General features: G+C 68.5%; 2 protein-coding genes and 1 pseudogene. 1 reads left to right on the top strand and 2 read right to left on the bottom strand.

The genetic code is table 11. The features are described from left to right. Window positions 1–211 precede the first annotated feature (211 nt). The gene (locus tag Tfont_RS14225; RefSeq protein WP_143969920.1) at window positions 212–1,957 is read left to right on the top strand and encodes an alpha/beta hydrolase; all 1,746 of its coding nucleotides are present in this window, start codon (window positions 212–214) and stop codon (window positions 1,955–1,957) included. A 30-nt stretch (window positions 1,958–1,987) separates the two neighbouring features. On the opposite strand, the gene Tfont_RS14230 is transcribed toward Tfont_RS14225, so the two are convergent. Next, window positions 1,988–2,431: a hypothetical protein gene (locus tag Tfont_RS14230; RefSeq protein WP_047290313.1), complete on the bottom strand. Its 444-nt coding sequence runs from the start codon at window positions 2,429–2,431 to the stop codon at window positions 1,988–1,990. A gap of 384 nt (window positions 2,432–2,815) precedes the next feature. Then, a pseudogene (locus tag Tfont_RS14995) lies at window positions 2,816–3,221 on the bottom strand (IS91 family transposase); the annotation flags it as partial.

Here is a 3,221-nt window from a genome sequence, read left to right on the forward strand (position 1 = left end):
AACTGGCTCTGCGCCCGGTACACGCCGAGCGCCGCAAATCACTCTCCTGAACGCCAAACCCTGGTGGTGAACCTGACACCTGGGCGGGAAAATCGAGTGTCTCAGCCGGCTTGATGGCGCTTCCGCGGTGCGATACTTGGCCTCATGCGGTTAAAACGCCTATCCGTGTCCGGTATATTGGCCCAAGGGGACCACTCGCAGGGGATACTTGATGCGACAGGACGACGACGCTGCACTCGCTTCCGGTACTACATCCGATGGCTGGTTCACCCGGCTCCGGCGTTCGCTGCTGGCGCGCCTTGGCAATACCGGGCTCGTGCTGGGGACGTTGTTCTTCGCCGCCTCGCTCACGCCCAGCCTCACGCCACGGATCACGGTCGCGCAGGCGGTGCTGTCGGGCATGTGCCTGGCCGCCGGCTACGGCCTGGGCGTGCTGCTGCGCTGGCTGTGGGGATACCTGGAGCTGCCGCTCCCCGGGCCGGCGGGACAGCCGCGTCGCCGCCGTATCGCGGTCGTCGCCTGCGTGGTCATCGCCGCGCTCGCGCTTTGGCGCAGCCAGCATTGGGAAAACATCGTCCGCGAACTGATGCACCTGGCTCCCGCCGGTCCATCGCGCATCCTGGGCGTACTCGCGGGTGCGGCGGTCGTGGCGCTGCTGCTGGTCGTGCTGGGCCGCATCGCGCTGATGATCATCAAGGCGGTGATGCGCCTGGTCACCCGCAAGGTGCCGCGACGGATCGCGCACGTGGTCGGTGCGATCGCCGGCGTGCTGCTGCTGGTGGGCCTGGTCAACGGCGTGATCCTGTCCTCGTTGCTGGACACCCTGGACGCCTCCTATCGCCAGGCCGATGCACTGATCCCGCCCGACATGCCGCCGCCGACCGAATGGGACAGCCCCGGCAGCGCGCAGTCGCTAGTGGCCTGGAACCAGCTCGGGCGCATGGGCCGGCGCTACGTCGATGCCCGCCCCACCGCCGACGAACTCGCCGCCTACGCCGGTCCCGGCGCCAAGGCGCCGCTGCGCGTGTACGCGGGCCTGCCCACCGGCGACACGCCCGAAGAGCGCGCCCAGCTGGCGCTGGAAGAACTCAAGCGCGTCGGCGGCTTCGAGCGCAAGGCGCTGATCATCATCACTCCGACCGGCACCGGTTGGGTCGACCCGTCCGGCATCGACAGCATCGAATATCTCTACCGCGGCGATGTGGCCAGCGTCGCGGTGCAGTACTCGTACCTGTCCAGTCCGCTGACGCTGTTCCTGGATCCGGACACAGGCGGGGTCACCGCGCGCGCACTGTTCCGCGAGGTCTACGGCTACTGGCGCACGCTGCCGCCCGAGCGGCGGCCGAAGCTGTACCTGCACGGCCTGAGCCTGGGCGCGCTCAATTCGGAACGCTCGTTCGAGATGTTCGAGCTGCTCGGCGAACCATTCGATGGCGCGGTCTGGAGCGGACCTCCGTTCGCCGCCAGCAAGTGGGCCGAGCTGACCCGCTCGCGCAATCCCGGTTCGCCGGTGTGGCTGCCGCAGTTCCAGGACGGCTCGTTCGTCCGCTTCATGAACCAGGACGGCAGCTCCACCCCGCCCGGCACGCCGTGGGGCCCGATGCGCGTGGTCTACCTGCAGTACGGCAGCGACGCGGTGACGTTCTTCGACCGTCACGGCTTCTTCCGCGAACCGGAACTGCTCGATGCCCCGCGCCCGCCGGACGTATCCCCGGCGATGCGCTGGTATCCGGTCGTGACGATGATGCAGATGGCAATGGATACTTCGCTGTCGATGAGCGCACCAATGGGTTTCGGCCACGTCTACGCGCCATCGCACTACATCAACGCCTGGCTGGAAGTCACCGGCATCGACGACTGGTCGCCCGAAGACGTGGCCCGCCTGCAGCGCCACCTGGATGAGCGCCGGGCCGAAGAGCTGTCCAAGGATGGCGGCGAGGAGACCGTGGACGGCTGAACGTCGACGGTCTTGCGTGGACCGGCACCCTCAGTACATCCCGACCATGTTGAGGAACCAGCCCTCGTGGTCGTAGTCGAAGTCGGTCAGGTCGTCGCTGAACTCGGTGAAGTTGTAGCCGGCGCCGATGCGGAAGTTCTTGCCGATGTCGCGGTCCAGTCCGACCAGCCAGCCCTGCCGCGTGCCGCCGGCCTGCACGTCCAGCCAGCGGTATTCGGCCAGCGCGTGCCAGGCGTAGACCACCTCGTAGCGCAGCTGTAGCGCGGCGAAGTCGGTGGCCGAGTCGAACCACGGCCCGCTGCCGCGTCCGTAGCGCACCTCGCCCTCGCGCCGGGCGAGCTTGCCGGCCACTTCCCAATGCTGGTCGTGGCGGTAGACGCCTTCCACCGACAGCACCTGGGTTTTCTGGTCGTAGTCCTGCTCGCGCTGGCCCAGGCTGGAGAGGTCGTACAGGTAGGTGTAGCGGCCGAACATTTCCCAGCGCGCGCTATCCCACGGCCGCCAGGCGAAGCCGGCGTTGCCTTCGATGAAGCGCGCGTTCGCCAGGCGGTCGCGATGGTCGTCGGTGTCGGCGTAGTTCAGCCGGCCGGCGATGCGGAAGCGGGTATTGGAAGTTCAACCGCCCTTTTTTGCGAGTCTGGCAGGTAGGAAGCGGCCGCGCAAGCGCCGCTTTGGGCACAGATCGGGCACAGATCGGGGGTTCATGCGTGGGTTTTCGACATCGCGGGGCCGCGCAACGGCGCAGTGCGTAGCCATTTCTCACCGAATCCCGGCACAGGGCCGAGCGCAGCCCTGCGGGGTCGTGGCCGCATTGGATCGGACTCTGGTTTCGCTACCGGCTGTGTGGCCGGCGCCTCATCACGCGGCGGGCGGCGGGGCGCGCGCTGCGGGCCGGTAGTGCGCTTGCTCCAGCGCGCCGTGCTTCTCGAAGTGGGCGAGGATGGCGCGGATGGCGCGGATGGCGGTGGGTTCCTCGATGCTGGCGACGATCCGCACCGCGCCGCCGCAGTGGGCGCAGGTGGTGACGTCGATGGAAAAGACCCGCTTGAGCCGTTGCGCCCAGCTCATCGCACGGCGCTTCTGCTCGGGGCTGCGCGGCTCGTCGTGGGCGCTTGCGTCAACCGGCGCCGCATCGCCCGCAGGCCGCTTGCCGCGCCCCGAGGGCGTCAGCTGCGCACGCAGGTTTGCATTCGGGGCGAATACGCCGTGGAAGCGGGTGAGATGCGCGCGAGGTGGCGGGACCAGTGCCGCCAGCTTGGCGATG

The sequence above is a fragment of the Tepidimonas fonticaldi genome (assembly GCF_007556755.1).
Lineage (GTDB): Bacteria > Pseudomonadota > Gammaproteobacteria > Burkholderiales > Burkholderiaceae_C > Tepidimonas > Tepidimonas fonticaldi.

What these genes read in the sequence shown, in the direction of transcription:
- Tfont_RS14225 (WP_143969920.1), top strand. Translation starts at nt 212, where the DNA reads ATGCGACAGGACGACGACGCTGCACTCGCTTCCGGTACTACATCCGAT.
- Tfont_RS14230 (WP_047290313.1), bottom strand. Translation starts at nt 2,431, where the DNA reads ATGTTCGGCCGCTACACCTACCTGTACGACCTCTCCAGCCTGGGCCAG.